The following is a 20,627-nucleotide window of genomic DNA, read 5'->3' as shown; positions in this document are numbered from 1 at the left end:
ATAATTTCCCTTTCTGAAAATGTAAAACTTATTTTTTTATTTGATGTATTTTACGGTCTTGCCGTTAGAGAGCTTCACGATGTTCAAGCCCTTCTGTGGAGCAGAGAGACGTGTACCATCGGCAGCATAGCGTGCTACGACTGTAGCGTTTGCGTTGTCAGTAACACCGTTGATAGCTGTTGTACCGTCGTAAACGAACTTCACGGTTATGCTTGAGCAATCGCCAACTTCTTTCCACTCGAACTGTTCGATATCGAATTCATCAAGACCTAATGATACCTTTTTGCAAGCTACCAATGTGAGTTTAACAGTTGCTTCGCCTTTCAATGCTTTGCCTTCCTTGTCTGTGCCCATAATCCATTCTGTAGCCAAATCGTCAAGCTTATCAACAAAATCGCTGGTACTGTTGAATATGCCCTTCTCTGAAGCAGCACTGCAGCTGCCAAGAAGGCAGTACTGGATTGTGCCATGGTCAAGATTCTCTACTTCTACACGCAGCTTAGCACCCAATTTCTCACCGTTAAGTTCTGTCTTTACTGGCTTTACAAAGAGACCTGTATTAATCTGAAGTCTTTTGCCAGACTTCTCTACTTCTGTCTTTGTTAATGTGGAGCCGTTTGGTACGACGTTACCATTCTTGTCTGCGAACTCGAACATGCCCTTTGTATCCTGTGCGAACATTGCTACAGTGCAGAAAAGAGCAACAAAAAGTGTAAAGATTTTCTTCATATTATTCAGTTTTTTATTGTTATTTATTGTTAGGGTGTATTGAACGTTACTACTCGGCAGTGTTCTCTGCCAAGACAGCCTTCTTTGTTACCTGCTGAACTCCTGTTTCGTTGTACACAAAGGCTACTACCGAAACCTTTCCGGCATTCCACTTCTCGGGCAGTGTGTATGTGTACTGCTTCTGAGCAATCGCGCCCTCGTCCACGGTTACGTCTTCGCCCCATGTGCCGTTGACAGCTGCGCGGAACACGTGGTTGTGCACATAGTTGTCATTGGTTGTGCCGTCGTCCATTATTTGGAAAGCAACGATGCCGTCCTCAATGAGCCATACCTGCAACTTGCCAGTTGTTGTGCCTTCGATGCTGATAGCTTCAATAGCAGTGGTGAGTTTGCGTGATGTAGCGTCGTAAGTGTTGTTGATGCTGAGTGTGATAGGGGCTTTCTTCGTAATAAGCTTGTTTACATATAGTGCCCACGTGTTGACATTTCCGACTGGTTGCTTTGTTGCACGACTGAAGATAGCCCATGGTTGTCCATGCTTGCTGTCCTTGTCCCAATTGCGGTAGTAATCATTGCCCGTTTCGGTAGCGAGTCCATCTTCGCCGTCCTCACTGAGTGGACCACTATGTATACCTACTGCGATAACTTTATCCTCTCCGTGAGTTTTAATTATATCGTTGATGATGGTTGTACCATTCGGACAGTTTTTACAATTTTGTCCGGTGAAGTCTTCGATGAGCACTGCGCGTCCTGCTTCAGCCGGCTTCACATAGATGAGTCGGTCGTTGGGATCGACTTCCTGACATGCCACTGTTGCGAAAATGGCGATGGCGCTTGCTGCGCCTAACAATATATTCTTCAGTTTCATAATAGTGGCTTTAGAAGTTATAGTTGTAAGATACTGTTACACCCTTGCTTGCTGGTACATAGCGACATACGCCACCCGAGCAGTTGTAGCCTGCGCGTGTCTTGCCGTAGCCCACCTGCAGACGGTGTGCACCATGAGTGAAGGTGACAGAACCGTTGATGTAGTGCTCCTTGTGTGTACCTTTTGACTTATCTTCAGCACCTAAAGATGTGTAGTAGTGTTCGTTGCCGTTATACTGGTCGCTGATAGTGAACATGAAGTGGGGCAAGAACGAGAGCTCTAAGAGTCCGAAATACCAATCGCCTTGATCTTTATCTGTGTGCAAGTATTGTGCCTCGCCACGCAGAGTAAGCTTCTTATTGATGCGGTATTTAGCTTCTGCAATGTAGATGTCGGAGTGTATTGTGCCTCCATGACCCTCTGCAACGGTCTTGTTGTAGAACTGGTTCATGTACATAAGGTTGAGCTTGAAGTCTTTCGTGATCTTCTTCTCTAACTGTACGTTGATGTCCTGATAATAAAGCTCGTCGCCCTGCTTCCAGAATGGTGAACCGTAGCCGTCTGTTCCTGGTTTGCCGCCGTCGTGTATCTTCTTGTCGATAGAGCGGATGTGCGAGAAGTTGAGCTTCACGCTTGTACCATACTTGCCACCAAGGAATGTCTTGCGCTTAAACTTGTAGCCGAACTCTGCCTGATATGCCCACTCACCGTTAGGCTGTGTGCCGTAACTATAGAGCGAAGCCAGAGCATATGTCTGCTGCATGGCGAACGCAGGCAAGTGGTTGATTGTAGATGCTGTGGCAGATGTTTCGGTGCGGCATGAGCGGAAGTTCATGTTGTCAGAACGTTTTGCCTGCAAGAGGATACTCATACCGCTCTGCGAGTAGGATGTAGAGAGCATTGTCACGTAGCCCTTGCGGTAGATGTACGGGAATTTGCCGTCGAACGTAGGGTCTTCGGTCTTTTGTGCATACTCGCCGAGCACGCTGAAGCCGCCCTTCTGGAAGTTGGCACGTACGTCGAAGGCGTTGGTGTTCTCAACGAAGCGCAACTTGTGTGTGGCATCGGCAAAAACATCCTCCTTCTGGTGCTGGTGGTTTACAACCCATGATGCACCGAGCGTGAGGTTTGTGCCCGACTGCTGCATCTTCTGCGACCACTCAGACACGCTGAGTTCGAGGTCGGCACCACCGATGAGCGACTGTGTGTCCCAGTAGCGACGCTGTGTGCCTACGATCACCTTTGCCTGCACGCCCTTGAACGGGCGCACCATTACGCGGCCACCGAGCAGCGAGTTGTCGATGCCGAGCGAGCGTTCCTCGTATGTGCGGAGGATGAAGCCCGAGCCGAACTGCTCGTAGAAGTTGCCGAGTGTGAGTTCGGCGTTCTTCAGTTTGCCCTTGATGTAATAAAACGGCACACCCCAGCCTTTGAAGTCCTTGTCAAAGCCTGGGAGCGGATGGTCGAGATATTCGAGACGCACACCGGCGTCTACATACTTGGAGAGGGCGTGAACCTCGGCGTAGGTGTTGTTGAGCACTTTATCGTCATAGGTTCCCGTACCAATCTTGTTGTCTTCCTGCGGAACGAGGAAGTCGGTCTGCAAGCTACCCGTAATCTGCACGTCGTAGTCCTTAGCGACCTTTATTGTTTGTGCGCTCGCTGTGGCTGCCGACAGAGTGAGGGCAGCGAGAGCGAGCGTAAGCTTTTTGTTCATATTAATGTTGTTAGGGTTGTCGGTGAGAGTGATAACTGCGAACTCGTCAACATGTCAACATATCAACTCGTTTACTTGTTCACAAGCTTGCGTACTTCCTCGATGAGCTCTTCCTCAGCGCCCTCGGTATAGCCGTTGTGCTTAGACACAATCTTGCCGTTGCCGTCGCATACGATTACGTAAGGGATGGTCTGAATGCCGAGTGCGCGCTTGAAGTCGCTATTCGGGTCGAGGAGCACCTCGTACTGCCAACCGTGGTTGTCAACGAGTGGCTTCACCTTGTTGATATTCTGAGCCTGGTCGATAGATACGGCTATAACCTTCACGCCAGTCTCCTCCTGCCACTCCTCATACACCTCGCTGATGGCTGTGAGCTCGCGGTTGCAAGGCTTGCACCATGTAGCAAAGAAGTCGATGATGAACGGCTTGCCGTTGTTTGAGAGTGTGTCGGTAGACACTGACTTGCCGTCGATGCTCTTAAGCATCACTTTCGGCAGCTGTGCGCTTGCTGTGGTAACGATACCAAGCAAAAGCAGTGTTGCAAGTAATAATTTCTTCATAGTCGTAAGTATTTTGTTGCAAAATTAAATAAAAACCCTTTTGCATGTGCATTACAAGGGTTAATTTTGTATAAAAGTGGCATTTTGAAACACACACACCTTTTTGTTTTTCTACTTGTTTATGAGTTTATATGTGGTGCTCTTGCCGTTTGTTAGTTTTATATTTACCACTACCGCTTGCGTGTTGGTAGTAAATACAGGTATGTATGCTTCGCGTTTTCCACTGAGCTGCTGACTAAATATGTTGCGTCCGTTGATGGTACTGATATGTATGGTGTTGATACCTATGTCGGAGTGTGCGATGAGAGCACCGTTCTCCAGGGTGAGCACTACTGCCTTATTGCTATTGTCAGCTATGGTGTGAACGTCGGTTATAACGGGTTTGCCCGTACTCTCGTCGGCATCTTCTATAGCTTCGTAGATGGCTGGTGTTGTGTTGCCCGTCCATGCTATCTGTAGAGCTACCGGCTTTGTGTTGGCATCGAAGCTGAATGTCACTACACCGTTTTTGCTTTCAGGAGTAATGGACTTCCATGTGTTGCCGTTCTGTGTGAGCGAGTAGGTTGCGTTTTGCATCGTTGTGTCGTCGCAGAAGAGTGTGAGGCTCTTAGCTTTTGCCACGTTGAGGAAGCGATATACGAACTTGCTGCCGTCGGCGGTTGTAGGGAGGTTGGTGCTGGTGAAGGTGGTGGCGTCGGCATCGGTTGCTGCCTCTACATTATTGCCCTCAGCGTCGCTCATCGGTGTGAGTACCGGTGCAGGTAGTCCGTTGATTTCTATCTCGTGCAGGCGCATCCACTTGGGTTGTCCCCAGATGGCTGTAATCTTCAGGCGTACGTATTTTGCTTCTATTTTTATCGGGTTGAAGTTGTGGTCGGTGGGCACAAAGTCGAGTGCCATCACGTCGGTGCCTGCCTCTGGCTCTGTAGCCACATAGAAGTTCTGCTGTAGCGACATGTCGTACTCACGTGTTTGAGTTCCCTTGACGGTGAGGTCGGTCCAGTTGTGGTTGTCTGTCGACACACTGAGGAGTGCTGTCTTGGGATAATCGCCGTTGGTGGTGCCCATGCAGATGCGTACGTTCTCTATAGTTGTTGGTTCGTAGAGTTCGAGTGTATAGGTGTCACCTACCACCATGTCGCGGTTCAGGCAGGTATAGGTGGTGTAATCGCCGTCGGTCATCAGTTGTGCCGTGTGGTTGTTCCAATAGTTGTAGGCTGGTGGAGTTATGCTTCTCACTTCCTCTGGCGTGTTGTTGTAGACGAAGAGTTGTACGGATGCTGCGTCGAGCGTCAGGTTTTTCTGTTTGTCGCTCACGTTGAGCACCACGATGTAGTGTACGTACTCGTCGGTTGTAACGTTATTTGTCTCCATCTCATTCCATGTCTTGCCGTCGGTGCTATACATGAACTTATAGTCGGTATCGGCGAAGAGTTTAGAGGCAATGGTTATCTGTTTGAGCTGCACGGGCTGGGCAAGTGCTATACCGGCGTAGCCGCCTTCGGGGAGCGTAGCTGATCCCTTTAGTGATATACACTCGTCGCTCTGGCTCAGGTTGAGTTGTGTGCTCTCGGCGTTGGTCAGGACGGTGTTCTTATTGGTTGTGGTAGGGAAGAGTTGATTGGATACGTGCTTGCTGAGGTAGGTGGTAACAAAGGGTGTGAGGTAGCGCCATGAGGCGTGAGTGAGTCGCTGGTCGGTGCTGATTCCGTCGCTACCAAAACCCGACATGTGGTTTGTCATGTAGTCGGGCGACGAGGTGAGCGTGTTTGCAAGTTTCACGCTGGGCAGGTAGTCGGCCCATGCCTCTATGATATTGTCGGCTTTCTGCGATGCTATGAAGCCCTTTGTGGCAGCTGCCATGGCGCGCAGACGCAGTACCCATGGGCGTATGTCGACGTAGAGCAGACTGTCGCTCGTCACTTTCGAGTGCTCCATAGTGGTGAGCACGTCGCAGTTGTCCACAATCTGTGTCATCAGCGCAGTCAGTTGGTCGTTCTTCGGGTCGCGCTTATATGCTTCTATCGCTGTGTTGAGTGCCGTTGGGTCGTTCTTGCTCAGATATGGAGCGAGAAAGCGATAGGCATTCTGTAGTTCGGTGCGACCTGGAAAGAGGGCTCTGAACGATGCTTCCCATGAAGCGTTGTTGTCGAAACCGCGGTTGTTCCAACTGTAGTCGCCTGCCGAGAACACAGCGGTGCGTGCTGCCGATCCCTGCTCCATAGGGTTGCAGAGGATGCCCTGATTGCTTGCTGTTAGCTCGGTTTCCAGGCATGCGTTGTTGTCTACGTTCGGCATGTCGAAGAAGTTGGAGCGCATATCGAGCGGGTATATCTCGCTTGGTCCGCTGCCGTTGTCGTTGCACGGGTAGTTCCACCACCAAATGACGTTACGTCCGAACTGATACTGTACAGTATTCAGATCGTAGTTGTTGGGCACCGACCATACGCCGCCACCAGTGTAATAGATGGTGACATCCTTCGGGATGCTGGAGAGTGCTTTGAAGAACTGATTGAACTGCCATTGTGATGCAGCGTAGTTGCGACAGTAGATTTGTGGCGTGAAGCGCAGTGGTTTTACGATGTCGGTAGGGCTGGTGCTATTGGTGTTCCATCGGCTCTCTATGCTGCGCTGTATGTCAGTGATGCGTGAGGCGGTGAGGTTCATGTCGTTCTGATTCTCGGGTCTGTTCACGTCGTCGGCAAAGACTGCAAACTGGCGGAAACCTAAGGTGTGCATCTTCGCGAACTTACCCATTATCTTCTCTACTACACCATTGTCGTTGAGCAAGTCGTCGCCTGGGTGTATCGCCCACACCACGCTCACCTTGGTTTGGTGTGCCACGTCGGTGAATTCGCGCAAGTCCTGCTGTGTCACGAAGCCCGACTTGCGTTGTGCTTCTGTTAGCTCTGTAGGATATGCCTCTGTCCATTTGCCCGAGTGGTATACGTCGCTCTTTGGTCCGTATACGTAGCAGTTCATCTTGTTGCGCATCATAAAGCGCAGTAAGTCCTTGCGCACCTCGCTGGAGTAGGGTTTTCCATAAAAACCTTCGATGATGCCACGCTCCTTAAGGTCGGCGTAGTCGCTGATAGTGACGGTGGGCATCTGCTTTGTTTCGGAATCGAGCATCTGTTCGAGCGAGGCGAGACCCATGAATGTGGCATCGGTATTCTCGCCGATGATGATGAGCTGAGCTACTCCGTCGTGTGCATTGGTGAGCGAGAGCACGTGGCGGTCGAACTTGCCGCTCTTGGTGAGTACGCTGAGGTTGAGTTGGAGCTTTGTAGCAGCCGCTTTTGTCAAGCCGTTGCCTGAAGCTACGCCGAGGTATATGTTCGAGAGAGTGTTCGATTCGGTGGTTGAGATGGTAGCTGTGAAGCCATGCTCTGCGAGAATGGTCTGAGCACGCTGACGTGTGTATGTGTCAATTGCATCGTCGCATACTATATTTACGTTCTTTGTGAACGCTACCTTGCTGCCCTTGCCCGCAGTCTGTGTGTGCGGAATGGGATAAATGGTGTATTGTGCGCTCGCAGTGAATGGGAAGAATAAGGTGGCGAGGGCAAGAAGTTGGGTCTTAAATAGGTTCATAGTTGTTAGGTGTATAGGGGTAAATAGTTTGGTGCAGTTGAGATAACTGCACCAAACTTTATTGTTATGCATCTCCGAACGCTGCCGCTTCTGCAGCAGCGATGATTTCCTCTCGAGTCTGTTCCTTAGCCGAGATATGGCTGAGGTCGAAGTCTTCGTCAGAGAGGTTGAGGTCGGCTGAAGTCAGTTTTGAAGAAACGGGCTCTACGGATTTTGTTGCCTCTGTTTTCGTGGCTGTAGCTGCTTCGGCTGCTTCGTCTTTGCGGTACATCGGTGAGCGGCGGTTGCGCTTAGCCTTGGAATTATTAGAGTCATTAGAATCGCTAGATTCTCTAGAATCACTAGAGTTTCTAGAATCACTAGAATTTCTAGAACTTATAGAACCTCTATAATCACTATCTGAATTAGAACCATTTGAAGCACCAGAGCTTTCTGCCTCTATCTCCATTCCTGAGCTTACTATGATAAAATCGTCTGGTTGTTCTGTCGACGGTACGTTCTCCACTGGTTCCTCCTCCATCTTTGTGCGATTGGTCTTAGCAGCGAACACTTGGTCGATGAACTGCGGTTCGCGGCGGAGCTTCTCCAGTGTGAGCTTAGAGGCGAGCTGCTGACTCTCCTTTTTGCTGTATCCCTTGCCGTCGCAGCCTTCCACACCTTCGAGCATCACACGATAGATGAACACGGGTGAACCTGTCTTATCTTTCTCCTCCAGAATCGACTTGAAGTCGATGCGCACACGGTTCTTCTGACTCCATTCGATGAGCTTGCTCTTGAAGTTCACTTCCTTATAAGCAACCTTGTCGATGTTTATCATTTGTGTCAGTATTCGTTTGCGCATGAACTTCATGCAGGCATCATAGCCGCGGTCGAGGTATATGGCTCCTACGAGAGCCTCGAAAGCGTTGCCGCCCATGTATGAGTTGTGCGATTGTGAGCGTCCGCTTGAGAGGATGAGTTGGTTGATGCCCATCTCCTGTGCCAGTCGGTTGAGCGTGTCGCGCTGTACGAGTTTTGAGCGAGTGTTGGTGAGGAAGCCCTCGCGTTTGCCGGGGAAGTGGCGGTAGACAATGTCGCCAACGGTAGCGTCGAGCACGGCATCGCCGAGAAACTCCAGTCGCTCGTTGTTCACGGGCTTGCCCTTCGCATTGCGCTTGTACATGCTCTTGTGCATCAGCGCGAGTTTGTAATAGCTAATGTCGTGTGGGTATAAGCCTATGATTTTGCGTAAAGACAAATAAAGCTCCTTGTCCTTGCGGAAAGGGAGCTTCATTCTGTCGATGAGATTACTCAGCATATTTCTTGAATATTACACATGCGTTGTGTCCACCGAAACCGAACGTGTTGCTCAGTGCTGCACGTACCTCGCGCTTCTCAGCCTTGTTGAACGTGTAGTTGAGTGTATAGTCGATTTCTGGGTCCTCGTCGCCTTCAACGTGGTTGATAGTTGGCGGGATGATGTCGTTCTTCACTGCGAGCACTGATGCGAGTGCCTCGACAGCTCCGGCAGCACCGAGGAGGTGACCAGTCATTGATTTTGTTGAACTGATGTTGAGCTTGTAAGCTGCTTCGCCGAACACCTGCTTGATTGCCTTTGCCTCAGAGATGTCGCCTACAGGTGTTGATGTACCGTGTACGTTGATGTAGTCGATATCCTCTGGCTTCATGCCTGCGTCCTCGAGTGCATTCTGCATAACGAGGCAAGCACCGAGTCCTTCCGGGTGTGATGCTGTGATGTGGTGTGCGTCGGCAGACATGCCTTCGCCAACCATCTCGGCGTATATCTTCGCTCCGCGTGCCTTAGCGTGCTCCAGCTCCTCGAGGATGAGGCAGCCAGCACCTTCGCCCATGATGAAGCCGTCGCGTGATGCGCTGAACGGACGTGAAGCGTGCTCTGGGTCGTCGTTGCGTGTAGAGAGGGCGTGCATTGCGTTGAAGCCGCCTACGCCGCTAGGTGTGATGGCAGCCTCTGCACCACCGCTTACGATTACGTTTGCCTTACCCAAGCGGATTAGGTTGAATGCGTCGGCGAGTGCGTTTGTAGAAGAAGCGCAAGCCGATGTTGTGGCAAAGTTGGGGCCGTGAAGACCGTACATAATAGAGATGTGTCCGGCTGCGATGTCGGCAATCATCTTCGGAATGAAGAAGGGGTTGAATTTCGGACCGAGCTCCTGGTGTGTTGCCCAGTAGCCCACCTCTTCCTCGAAGGTCTTGATACCACCGATGCCTACGCCGTAGATTACGCCGATGCGGTTCTTATCTTCTTCGTCGAGATTTAAACCGCTGTCCTGCATTGCCTGCATAGCTGCGATGATAGCGAGCTGTGCGTAGCGGTCCATCTTGCGTGCTTCCTTGCGGTCGATGTAGTCGTTGACCTTAAGGTTTTTCACTTCGCAAGCGAATTGTGTCTTGAACGAAGAAGCGTCAAACAATGTAATAGGTGCTGCGCCACTTACGCCGTTGAGCATGTTGTTCCATGTTTCTTCTGGATTATTGCCAATCGGAGTTACTGCGCCAAGACCTGTTACTACTACTCTTTTTAATTCCATGTAACTGAAAAATGTCAAAAAAAAATGGTTTATGGTTTATGGCGCGCAATGGAATTATAACAAAGAATGTTTGTTATGGTTGTGCATACCATAAACTATAAACCATCGGTTTATTTATTTTGCGTTCTCGATGTAAGCGATAGCATCGCCAACTGTAGAGATTTTCTCTGCCTGATCGTCAGGGATGTTTACGCCAAACTCCTTCTCGAACTCCATGATGAGCTCAACTGTGTCGAGAGAGTCTGCACCGAGGTCGTTTGTGAAGCTTGCTTCTGGCTTAACGTCTGCCTCATCTACACCGAGTTTGTCAACGATAATAGCCTTTACTTTTGATTCGATTTCTGACATAATTTTTAATTTTTAAAATGTTTATAATATTGATTTCTAATTTAATGCGGATGCAAAGGAACAACTTTTTTATTAAATAGACAAATATTTTACCATAAAAAGGCGATTTGGCTGCACACATGCCCTATGTCTGTGCAAGTTTTTGGGGTGGTTAGGGTGCGTTTAAGCCGTTCTAAGCCTCTTTAAGCCAACTAAGCCTTTGCTAACCTTTGCTTAATTGCTAACCGAGAGCACTCCCAAGGGTCCGGTGGTACTTCCGCGATAGCGCAGGAGCTTCTTTCCGTTTGAGGTGATGCCACGGTTGTTGAGGTCGTATTGGCGCTTACAGGTGGGGCAGGTGGCAAAGCCGCGAGTGTCCATTGTTAAGCGGTGGCTCATGGTTTGCGTCTCGTAGTAGCAGTTGGGGCACTGACTGTCGTATATGTATAGCGTGGCGGGTGAGCTAAGATTGCTGAAGCCCACAATGATGCCGCTTTTGTTGTATAGCCCGAGGGTGAAGGTGCGGCGTGCGTCCTCGCCTGCAGGCTCTTGTCTGCTGCTCTGTCTTTGGTTGTTGGCGAAGTAGATGAAGCGTCTGCCGCTCTCTGTACCCTCATAGATGTTGCAGAACACACCTGGCGACATGGGGTTGAGCGCACTTTGCAGCGTGGCATCCTGATACACCCCATTGTTGAAAAAGAAGGTGCAACGTTCCGAGGCGTACTCGAAGTCGGCATCGGTGCAAGCAGCGAAGATTAATGCGCACAACGCAATAGCTATTCTTGTTATCCTATACATATTTATATATTGTTACTTGGGGTGCTCCCTGAAAGTCTTTAGATCTTTCCGCCGTAGCACAGGTCGCCTGCGTCGCCGAAGCCAGGCACGATATATTTGTGCTCGTTCAGTCCGTTGTCGATAGCTGCGCACCAGATGGTGGTGTCCTCAGGGAATGTCTTACGGATATGTTCGATGCCCTCTGGCGAAGCCATTACGCACACTACGTGCACCTTTTTCGGTGTGCCCTTGGTGAGCAGAGCCTTATAGCCCATCTCCATTGAACCGCCGGTGGCGAGCATTGGGTCGACGATGAGCAGTGTGGCATTGTTCAGGTCGGGTGTAGCGAGATACTCCACGTGTATGCCCACCTTTGTGTGTTCCTTGTCCTCGTACTCGCGGTATGCGCTCACGAAGGCGTTACCGGCGTGGTCGAAGATATTGAGGAAACCCTGATGGAATGGCAGGCCAGCGCGGAAGATTGTGCCGAGCACGAGTTTGTCGGTAGGCACGTTCACCTTTGCTGTGCCGAGCGGAGTCTGCACGTCGCGTGTCTCATAGTCGAGAGTCTTGCTGAGTTCGTAAGCGATGAGCTCGCCTACGCGCATTATATTATTGCGGAACAGGAGGCGGTTTGACTGATAGTCTTTGTCGCGCATTTCCGCCATGTACTTGTTGATGATAGAGTTTTGCTTGCTAAAGTCGATTATTTCCATATTGTTTAAGTTTAAACTGAGCAAAGTTACAATTATTAACTGAAATTTTGCACGTGCAGGAAGTTAAAGAAATTAAAGTACTGACGATTTCGGTTCTGTTGTAGGTTCTACTTCTTTCTCCTACGCACGAATTGCTCGCACTCGGCGAGTATCTTCACGCGTGCCACCTTCATCACTATGTAGTAAAGAGCTACGGCGAGCACGAAGCGTGTCAACAACAGCAGCCAGAGGTTTTCGATGGGCAGTGTGGCGTAGTGTGTGGCGGTCATCACGGCAGTGGCTGTGAGTGCGAACGGCATAACGTCGCAGAAGAACATGCGGAAACCGTAGCCTGTGAGACGGCGCACAAAGAAGAGCCACACGCCGAGCCATAGCACGTTGAGTATGGTGTACACCTGCACCATGCGCACGATGCCTTGTTGCCAGATGAGTATCATCGTCGCAATTTGCACTACGCCGAGCGAGAACGTACACCAGAAGAAGGTGCCCGACTTGCCTTTCGAGATAATCATGTTAGAGAACAGTGTAGCGATGGGCATTGTGGCACCAGCTATGCACAGTATCTGTATCAGTTCTGCCGATGCGAGCCACTTCTCGCCGATGGCTATCACGATGAACTCCTTAGCCACCAGTCCGAAGCCTAATAACAACGGGAAGGCTATGAACGCCGTGAAGCGCATCATCTTGCGAAACACATCGGTCTGTCTGCCCGGCTCGTTGCCCAGGCTTACGAGCACCGGTTGCGCTACCTGCGCCACCATGCTCTGCACCAGCGAGTAGCACTTCGTGTTCCATTGGTACGCCTGGTTGTAATTGCCTGTGTCGCGCGGTGAGAAGTAGTGGCCTAAGAGTATGTTCAGCACGTTGTTGTTCACGTGTGTCATTATCGTTGTGGCGAGAATCTTGCACGAGAAGCGGAACATCCGTCGCACGGGAGCAAACGAGATGCCGTGTATGGTGGGTCGCCAGGGCGAGAAGTGCCACTGGAAGAAGGTGTTTATCGACACATACACCAGTCCCTGCGTGGCGAGCGACCAGTAGGCTGCGCCTGCGAACGCCATGCCCACGCCCACGAGACTCGATGTGATGACGGCGATAGCCCCTGCGGCAGCCTGCTGCTTCGCCTTCAGGTGTTTGAAGAGATAAGCCGACTGTGCTGTGCCTAATGAGGCGATGATGATGCTCAGGAAGGCGTAGCGGCAGAGCGGTACGACGCGCTCCGTGTGGTAGTAGTCGCCGATGAGTGGCGCAGCGAAGAAGAGCAGGGTGTATAATGTAGTGGCAACAACGATGTTGAACCAAAACACCGAGTTGTAATCCTCCGGTCGTGGGTCTTTGAGATTGGTGAGTGCGGTACGGAAACCGCTGTCTTGCAGTGCGGTGGCTACGAGCGAGAAAATGCTTATCATCGCCATCATGCCATAGTCGGACGGCGCTAACAGGCGTCCCAATACGATGCCGAACGCCAATCCCACCACCTGTTGCACCCCACTGTTGAGTCCGCCCCAGAGTAGTCCCTTTGCCGTCTTTTCCTTTAGAGTTTCCATATTCGTTTACTTTCGTCTGCAAAGTTACACATTAGTTGCTGTTTATTACAGCCTGCACGAGTCTTTTGCCCATCACGTCGTAATTGCCCGAGCGGTCTACTCCGGCGAAGTCCATCATCACGAGTCCGGTTGTCATGTGTCCTTTTATGCGTTCGGCGAGGAACTTGTTTGTGTCGGCAGCGTTGGCGCGATAGCCCTCACTTGTGGATACGGGTTCTTTGGTGAACTCCGTGGAGGTGTATTTGAAGCCCGATGTGTGGTTGATGAACCACATATTGGGGTACTGCTTCGCCACCTCTTCGCTGTTTGCCACCTTCAGCAGGCGTTCTATCGCCTCCAGCTTCGCCGTCGTGCCGCCCTCCCAGGTCATGTTGTAGAAGTCCTGCACGCAGAGTGTACCCTCCATTGCGTATCCGCGTATGGTGGCAGGTTTCCGCCAGTCGACCTCGGCATCGAAGTGCCACCCCTTGATGTATCCGCCTCGCGGTGTTGGTCGGTATGTGTCGCGACTCAGTACGAGTATTCTGCCACGCAACTGTCCCACGGTGAGGTCTGGTCGAAAGTCGACAATCAGGTCGCTATTCTCCGCCAATGCGTAGTCGACCATCGCCTCCCATGTGCTTCCGTCGCGATTGGCAGAGCGTTCGTGTTGCATGATTATGATGGCAAACTCGGTGGGGTGGGCTTGAAGTGAGTCGCGCAGCACGTTGAACACCCCGTTGAAGGTTTGCTGTGTGGCAAACTCGCCGTGGTAAATCTGTAATGTGCGCTTTGTTTCCTTTGCTTTCTTTGACGACTTGGTGGGCTTTTCCTCGCGCACATCGGGGCGTAGGTCAAATGCGCGCACGCCGGCTGCCCACTGCTCGCTGATGTTCAGTTCCTGTGTGCGTGCGATGTAGTTGCCTGCTAATGTGTCCTGCGGCAGGAAGCCGTAGCCGGTGCAAGCATCGTGAGTGCCAGGTATGGAGAGACGACACACACGGCGGTCGTCGTCGATGTGTGCGAGCCAGTCGTAAGCGTATGTGGAGGTGAAGGCTGCCACGGAGAGCAGCAGAGAGAGGAAAATCTTGTGCATGGTGGTGAGATGTTGTTGTGGTGGGGTGTTGTTATGGTGAGATGTTGTTATGTTGAGGTGTTTTTGCAAATTTACAAAAACATATTTAATAAGTAGGTGTTCTGCGTAATGTTTTTATAATATTCCCAATCTTTTTGGGGCAAAAAAAAAGGACGACACGAATCACTCGCACCGGCCTCTCAAAGAATAATGTTACATTAATAATTTTGAATTATGCAAAAACTGCAATAGTTTCAAAACATAATAACATAATCTTTACCTTAAAATCTATCAAACTACTAACCTAATGAAAAAACATTGCATTCTCTCGAACACGCTGCAAAGATAATAATTTGTGTACGACCACACAAGGAATTTGAAAGTTTTTTGTTGAAATTAAGAATAATTTGACATAAATCAAGTTGTAATTCTTTTGCAATGGTGTTTTAAATTAGCAACTTGTATTGATGTTTTGTGCAAGATAGGTTTGATTGATAGACTGTAATACTTTTGTTGTAAAAATTATATGGTTACGAAAAAAAAACGTAACTTTGCATTAATCGTAAGCTATAAAACGATAAATATACAAACATTTAAACCACTTAATCATCATTGTCCTATGGAGAAAACATTGATTTTGCTGAAACCGTGTACCGTACAGCGCCGTCTTATTGGCGAAGTGATTAACCGCATAGAGCGCAAGGGCTTGCGCATCGTGGGTCTGAAGATGATGCAGCTCGACGACACTATTCTTAACGAACACTACGCTCACCTCACAGAGCGCCCGTTCTTCCCGTGGCTCGTTAGCTCGATGAAGTCGGCACCAGTGGTGGCTATGTGTGTGGAGGGCAATAGTGCAGTGACTGTGGTGCGCAATATCGTGGGTGCTACCAACGGACGCAAGGCAGCTCCAGGTACAATCCGCGGCGACTACTCTATGAGCGGTCAGGAGAATATCATCCACGCATCCGACTCTATCGAATCTGCGGAAATCGAGATGAAACGCTTCTTCCGCGAGGGCGAAATTTTCGAGTATCCCGATCCGCTGCACGACTTCATGTACGCTCCCGACGGCGACTAAGGCTTATAAACGGAATATAACATAAACATATATTAAGAATGGTAACAATTAACAACTATGACGAGTTTGCCGCATATCTCGGCAAGAACCTCGGTGTGTCTGACTATGTAGAACTCTCGCAGGAGCGTATCAATCTGTTCGCTGACGCTACGCTCGACCATCAGTGGATTCACGTGGACACAGAGCGTTCCGCAGTGGAGAGCCCGTACAAGACAACCATCGCACACGGCTATCTCACCCTCTCTATGCTTCCGTACCTTTGGGAGCAGGTTATCAAGGTGAACAACGTGAAGATGCTCGTGAACTACGGCATGGATAAGATGAAGTTCGGACAGCCCGTGAAGTCGGGCGAGTCGGTGCGTCTCGTTGCCGACCTCTACGCCATTGAGAACCTCCGCGGCATCGCAAGGGTGCAGATTAAGTTCGCTATCGAGATTAAGGACTCGCCGAAGAAGGCACTCACCGGCATAGCTACCTTCCTTTACTATTTCGAGTAAGGATTCTCGCATGGAAGGGCTTCCCACGGATTGTACTTCTTGCTGAGTAGAACCTCCCACGGAATCCACAGAATTCACAGAACTTTCTGCTGAGAGGAGCCTCCCACAGATTTCACGGATTTTCACAGATGCTGTTTTCAGGGGGTGCACTTGTCTCAAGTGCACCAACGTAATAAGATGTATATCAACATTGCTCGGTTGGTGCACTAATTGCTCGGTTGGTGCACTTGAGACAAGTGCACCCCCTTGAGGGCAGCCTAACTTCTGTGTAAATCCGTGCAATCCGTGGGAGAAACCCCAAGCAGTGCAATCTGTGGGAGAAACCCCAAGCAGTGAAATCTGTGGGAGAATATAAAAGAATAATGATATGACGACATTACAGCAACAGCGAATGCTTCTTGAGATTGAGTACAACCACGAGAAGGAGGAGTTCAGAAAGCAGACCGAGACGATGGGCGTGGAGCGTAAGGTGAGGCGTGGCGATGCCTGGTTCCCCGTAAAGATAGGCAGCTGCTACTACAACTCGCTCAATCAAGCAGTGGTGGAGGTGACGCGCACCAAGGACTCGGACATAGAGCATAACTTCGAGCCGGGTCGCCCCGTGTGCTTCTTCACCGTGCGACGCGACGAGAAGGCGCGTAAGGAGCGCATACAGTACATGTCGTTCACCGCTACCGTGAGCTACGCCGAGCACGACCGTATCGTGGTGGCGCTGCCTAATAGCGGACGCATCGCCGACCTGCAGCGCAGCGAACCGATAGGCTTGCAGCTGTTCTTCGACGAGACAAGCTACAGGCTCATGTTCGAAGCCCTCGACCGCGTGATGAACGCCAAGACAGGTCGTCTTGCAGCGTTGCGCGACATCTTCTACACGAACGCTCCGGCGCAGAAGCTGACGTTCGGCGCTATGTCTCTGCCGTGGCTCAACGCCTCGCAGCAACAGGCTGTGAACGAAGTGCTGCGTGCCAAGGACGTGGCAGTGGTGCACGGCCCTCCTGGCACGGGCAAGACAACGACACTCGTGGAGGCTATCTACGAGACGCTACGCAGAGAGAGTCAGGTGCTGGTATGTGCGCAGAGCAATATGGCTGTCGACTGGATAGCGGAGAAACTTGTCGACCGTGGTGTGAACGTGTTGCGCATTGGCAACCCGACACGTGTCAACGACAAGATGCTCTCGTTCACCTACGAACGCCGCTTCGAAGCACACCCCGACTATCCGCAACTCTGGAGCATACGCAAAGCGATACGCGAGTTGCGTGGCGAACGCCGCCGCTCCGATGCGTGGCATCAGAAGATGGACCGCCTGAAGAGTCGCGCCACGGAGATAGAACTGCGCATACGTGCCTCGCTGTTTGGCGAAGCGCGTGTCATCGCCTGCACACTCACCGGTGCCGCCAACCGCGTTTTGGAAGGCGAGAAGTTCTCAACACTATTTATTGACGAGGCAGCGCAGGCGCTCGAAGCAGCCTGCTGGATAGCCATACGCCGCGCCGGTCGCGTCATCTTCGCCGGCGACCACTGTCAGCTGCCGCCCACTGTGAAGAGCATTATGGCACTGAAAGGCGGACTCGGCATCACGCTCATGGAGCGCATTGTGAAGGCGAAGCCCGACGTGGTGACGCTCTTGAAGGTGCAGTATCGCATGAACGAGCAGATAATGCGCTTCTCAAGCGACTGGTTCTACGGCGGCGAGGTGCAGACCGCGCCAGGCATAGAGCGCCGCAGCATACTCGACTACGACCGCCCGATGATGTGGGTGGACACGTCGGAGGCTGAAGGCAAGGAGGAATTCGTGGGCGAGAACTTCGGACGCATCAACCGCACCGAGGCTGAGCTGACGCTGCAGACGCTACAGCAATACTTCGAGAAGATTGGCAAGCAGCGCATCCTCGACGAGCATATCGACGTGGGCATCATATCGCCCTATCGTGCGCAGGTGCAGCTGCTGCATAAAATGATACGGCAGAGCGAATTCTTCCGCCCGTACCGCCGCGCCATCAGCGTGAACACCGTCGACGGTTTCCAAGGACAGGAGCGCGACATAATCGTCATCTCGCTCGTACGCAACAACGACGGCAAGGAGATCGGTTTCCTGCGCGACCTGCGTCGCATGAATGTAGCCATCACCCGTGCCCGCATGAAGCTCATCATACTTGGATCGGCTGCCACGATGACCGCACATCCGTTCTATAAGAAATTGTACGAATGGATTAGTGGACAAGCGGACGAGTAATAATAAAACATAAAAGTAAGGTGTTTTATTTTCCTGTTTAGAAAAAAATAAATAAATTTGCACGCCTATATTGTGCATATATTATAAGGTGTTAATGTTTCGTGTGCCGACCTAAATGCGAAACCCAATGCCGCTCCCATAGTTAAATGGATAGAACGGAGGTTTCCTAAACCTTTGATCCGGGTTCGATTCCCGGTGGGAGTACCATTTATTCAACAACATTCAGAAATCATTATTTTATGAAGAAATCGATGACGATGATGCTTCTGTTGCTCGTTGCAATGTTCTGCAGCGCACAGATGCAAGACCCGGTTAAGTTCACAGCGCAGCTTAAGACGGGCAACACCGCAGAGGGCGAGATTGTCTTCAGTGGTAAAATTCAGAAGGGATGGCATGTCTATTCCACTAATCTCGGCAGCGATGGCCCTATCGAGGCATCGTTCCATGTAGACAAGAAAGACGGCGTAGAGCTTGTTGGCAAACTCACACCGCGCGGCAAGGAGATATCGGAGATGGATCCGATGTTCGGCATGAAGCTGCGCTACTTCGAGCACTCGGTGCAGTTCGTACAGAAGGTGAAGTTCACCAAACCGACATACTCAATCAAGTGCTACCTCGAGTTTGGCGCGTGCAACGAAGAAATGTGTATGCCGCCCACACAGGTGGAACTGAACAAGCAGGGCAAGTCGCCAGCCGTAGACGGCGAGGCTGCTAAGGAAGAGGAGGCAAAGGAAGAGGCAGTAGCTATCACCGACACAGCAGCCGTAGCAGCCACAGACAGCGCAGCCGCAGCAGCCCCCGCAGCACTCGACACCGCAGAGGTGAAGAAGCTCTGGACACCAGTCATCGACGAGCTTAACGACTACGACCAGCCCGTAAGCAACTCGCTCTTCTACATCTTCCTCGCAGGTATCGTGGGCGGACTCGTTGCCCTCTTCACACCATGCGTATGGCCTATCATCCCGATGACCGTCAGCTTCTTCCTCAAGCGCAACAAGAGTCGCAAGAAGGCAATCCGTGAGGCTATCATCTACGGTGTGTCTATCGTAGTTATCTACGTCGCACTCGGACTCGTTGTCTCGATGCTCTTCGGCGCGAGTGCGCTCAACGCGCTCTCTACCAACGCCGTCTTCAACATAGCGTTCTGCCTGATGCTCGTAGTGTTCGCCGCTTCGTTCTTCGGAGCATTCGAGATAACACTGCCGTCGTCATGGAGCAACAAGATGGACCAGAAGTCGGAGGAGACAAGCGGCTTGCTCAGCATCTTCCTCATGGCGTTCACACTCTCGCTCGTGAGCTTCTCGTGCACCGGTCCGATCATCGGTTTCCTCCTCGTAGCCGTAGCATCGGAGGGCAGCATCGTAGCACCGACAATCGGTATGCTCGGCTTCGCCATCGCCTTAGCAGTGCCGTTCGCGCTGTTCGCCATGTTCCCGACACTGCTCAAGTCGGCACCTAAGTCGGGCGGTTGGATGAACGTGCTGAAGGTGACACTCGGCTTCGTAGAGTTGGCATTCGCCCTGAAGTTCCTCTCGGTAGCCGACCTCGCTTACGGCTGGCACATCCTCGATCGCGAGACATTCCTCGCCCTCTGGATTGCACTCTTCACGCTGCTCGGTTTCTATCTGCTCGGACTGTTCAACTTCCCGCACGACGACGAGGGACGCCGCACCAACGTGCCGCAGTTCTTCCTCGCTCTGGCTTCGCTCGCATTCGCGTTCTATATGATTCCGGGTCTGTGGGGTGCTCCGCTGAAGGCAGTATCAGCCTTCGCACCGCCAATGAACACCCAGGACTTCAACCTCTATAAGAACGAGGTGCACCCACGCTTCACCGACTACGAGGCAGGTATGGCAGCCGCACGCCTTGAGGGCAAGCCGGTAATGGTCGACTTCACTGGCTTCGGCTGTGTCAACTGCCGTAAGATGGAGGCTGCGGTATGGACAGATGCTAAGGTGGCTGACCTGCTCAACCAGAAGTACGTGCTCATTTCGCTCTTCGTAGACGATAAGACACCGCTGCCAGAGCAGATTGAGGTGACCGACACCGACGGCTCAAAGCGCACACTGCGCACCGTAGGCGATAAGTGGAGCTACCTCCAGCGCTACAAGTTCGGTTCCAACACCCAGCCGATGTACATCCTCATCGACAACGAGGGCAAGCCGCTCACCGGCAGCCGCTCTTACGACGAGGACATCTCTGAATACATGGACTTCCTCAACGCAGGCTTGGATGCATACGCAAATCGTTAATTAATATAAGTAGTTAGGGGTGCAGTTTATACAACTGCACCCTTTTTTTGTGTTCCTGCTTGAGGGGGCAGTTGTTTAGGGGGTGCAGGTGTTTAGGGGGTGCACTTGTCTCAAGTGCACCAA

The 20,627-nt window shown here is 51.2% G+C and carries 16 protein-coding genes and 1 tRNA gene; 5 read left to right on the top strand and 12 right to left on the bottom strand.

Features of this window, described 5'->3' with window-relative positions; translation table 11 throughout:
- Positions 1–36: 36 nt before the first annotated feature.
- From HMPREF0673_RS08085 to HMPREF0673_RS08030, 12 genes are all read right to left on the bottom strand, one after another.
- On the bottom strand, positions 37–729 hold the full coding sequence (locus HMPREF0673_RS08085) for a hypothetical protein (protein WP_007900721.1): 693 nt from the start codon (positions 727–729) through the stop codon (positions 37–39).
- Positions 730–778: 49 nt separating this feature from the next.
- Positions 779–1,597 (bottom strand): Omp28 family outer membrane lipoprotein, encoded by an 819-nt coding sequence (locus tag HMPREF0673_RS08080; RefSeq protein ID WP_007900720.1) that lies wholly within the window; start codon positions 1,595–1,597, stop codon positions 779–781.
- 10 nt (positions 1,598–1,607) lie between these two features.
- Positions 1,608–3,314 carry a DUF6029 family protein gene (locus tag HMPREF0673_RS08075; protein WP_007900718.1) on the bottom strand — a complete coding sequence of 569 codons (1,707 nt, stop codon included), beginning with the start codon at positions 3,312–3,314 and terminating at the stop codon, positions 1,608–1,610.
- Positions 3,315–3,385: 71 nt separating this feature from the next.
- A complete protein-coding gene (locus HMPREF0673_RS08070; protein WP_007900715.1) occupies positions 3,386–3,874 on the bottom strand; it encodes a TlpA family protein disulfide reductase in 489 nt (162 codons plus the stop codon).
- Positions 3,875–3,985: 111 nt separating this feature from the next.
- Positions 3,986–7,468, bottom strand: a complete 3,483-nt coding sequence (locus HMPREF0673_RS13415) for a beta-N-acetylglucosaminidase domain-containing protein (RefSeq protein WP_007900713.1) — start codon at positions 7,466–7,468, stop codon at positions 3,986–3,988.
- 64 nt (positions 7,469–7,532) lie between these two features.
- Positions 7,533–8,765 carry a ribonuclease III gene (gene rnc, locus HMPREF0673_RS08060; RefSeq protein WP_007900712.1) on the bottom strand — a complete coding sequence of 411 codons (1,233 nt, stop codon included), beginning with the start codon at positions 8,763–8,765 and terminating at the stop codon, positions 7,533–7,535.
- The gene (gene fabF / locus HMPREF0673_RS08055; RefSeq protein WP_007900710.1) at positions 8,755–10,017 is read right to left on the bottom strand and encodes a beta-ketoacyl-ACP synthase II; all 1,263 of its coding nucleotides are present in this window, start codon (positions 10,015–10,017) and stop codon (positions 8,755–8,757) included. The genes rnc and fabF overlap by 11 nt, the downstream gene beginning before the upstream one ends.
- Positions 10,018–10,131: 114 nt before the next feature.
- Positions 10,132–10,365 carry an acyl carrier protein gene (locus tag HMPREF0673_RS08050; RefSeq protein WP_007900708.1) on the bottom strand — a complete coding sequence of 78 codons (234 nt, stop codon included), beginning with the start codon at positions 10,363–10,365 and terminating at the stop codon, positions 10,132–10,134.
- A 213-nt stretch (positions 10,366–10,578) separates the two neighbouring features.
- On the bottom strand, positions 10,579–11,142 hold the full coding sequence (locus HMPREF0673_RS08045) for a hypothetical protein (RefSeq protein ID WP_007900705.1): 564 nt from the start codon (positions 11,140–11,142) through the stop codon (positions 10,579–10,581).
- Between the two features lie 38 nt (positions 11,143–11,180).
- Positions 11,181–11,837, bottom strand: a complete 657-nt coding sequence (gene upp, locus HMPREF0673_RS08040) for a uracil phosphoribosyltransferase (RefSeq protein WP_007900696.1) — start codon at positions 11,835–11,837, stop codon at positions 11,181–11,183.
- A 107-nt stretch (positions 11,838–11,944) separates the two neighbouring features.
- Positions 11,945–13,384: a lipopolysaccharide biosynthesis protein gene (locus HMPREF0673_RS08035; protein ID WP_007900693.1), complete on the bottom strand. Its 1,440-nt coding sequence runs from the start codon at positions 13,382–13,384 to the stop codon at positions 11,945–11,947.
- 31 nt (positions 13,385–13,415) lie between these two features.
- Entirely contained in the window at positions 13,416–14,459 is a 1,044-nt protein-coding gene (locus HMPREF0673_RS08030; RefSeq protein ID WP_007900691.1) for a PI-PLC domain-containing protein, read from the bottom strand.
- Between the two features lie 598 nt (positions 14,460–15,057).
- Here HMPREF0673_RS08030 and ndk point away from each other — a divergent pair.
- The 5 genes from ndk (at position 15,058) to HMPREF0673_RS08005 (ending at position 20,504) form a co-directional block, all read left to right on the top strand.
- Positions 15,058–15,519, top strand: coding sequence for a nucleoside-diphosphate kinase (gene ndk / locus HMPREF0673_RS08025; RefSeq protein ID WP_040596677.1), 462 nt, complete (start codon positions 15,058–15,060; stop codon positions 15,517–15,519).
- 38 nt (positions 15,520–15,557) lie between these two features.
- Positions 15,558–16,016: a MaoC family dehydratase gene (locus HMPREF0673_RS08020; RefSeq protein ID WP_007900685.1), complete on the top strand. Its 459-nt coding sequence runs from the start codon at positions 15,558–15,560 to the stop codon at positions 16,014–16,016.
- A gap of 367 nt (positions 16,017–16,383) precedes the next feature.
- Positions 16,384–18,252: an AAA domain-containing protein gene (locus HMPREF0673_RS08015; protein WP_007900683.1), complete on the top strand. Its 1,869-nt coding sequence runs from the start codon at positions 16,384–16,386 to the stop codon at positions 18,250–18,252.
- 132 nt (positions 18,253–18,384) lie between these two features.
- Positions 18,385–18,459, top strand: a tRNA-Arg gene (locus HMPREF0673_RS08010).
- Positions 18,460–18,491: 32 nt separating this feature from the next.
- Positions 18,492–20,504 (top strand): protein-disulfide reductase DsbD family protein, encoded by a 2,013-nt coding sequence (locus HMPREF0673_RS08005; RefSeq protein ID WP_007900680.1) that lies wholly within the window; start codon positions 18,492–18,494, stop codon positions 20,502–20,504.
- The last annotated feature ends 123 nt before the right edge of the window (positions 20,505–20,627 follow it).

Source organism: Leyella stercorea DSM 18206 (assembly GCF_000235885.1).
GTDB lineage: Bacteria > Bacteroidota > Bacteroidia > Bacteroidales > Bacteroidaceae > Prevotella > Prevotella stercorea.
This window is presented reverse-complemented; position numbering and strand designations above follow the sequence as displayed.